Genomic DNA, 281 nt, shown 5'->3' on the forward strand with positions numbered 1-281 from the left:
CTTGTTGACAACAGAAGCTTTCCATTCTTGAACTTTTGTGAAATCAACTGTTACATTCTCAGCAGTGATTCCCATGTCATCAGAATGTTTTGCATTCTCATAACGGTGACCTGCATTGATCAGCGCTTTTGAAGGGATACATCCAACGTTCAGACAAACGCCTCCAAGAGTTGCTTTTTCAACGACTGTTACTTTTTGTCCAAGCTGTGCAGCGCGGATGGCAGCTACATAGCCGCCAGGGCCCGCACCAATTACAAGAGTATCTGTTTCAATAGGGAAAT

Annotated in this window: 1 protein-coding gene; it reads right to left on the minus strand. The window is 44.1% G+C overall.

Going from position 1 to position 281, the window contains the following annotated elements; genetic code table 11:
* Positions 1-273 (minus strand): FAD-dependent oxidoreductase (locus tag FNH21_RS16825; RefSeq protein ID WP_338403339.1); only part of this gene is annotated, 273 nt, incomplete at its 3' end.
* Positions 274-281 lie beyond the last annotated feature (8 nt).

Origin of the sequence: Arthrobacter bussei (genome assembly GCF_009377195.2) — a bacterium.
GTDB classification, from domain to species: domain Bacteria; phylum Actinomycetota; class Actinomycetes; order Actinomycetales; family Micrococcaceae; genus Arthrobacter_D; species Arthrobacter_D bussei.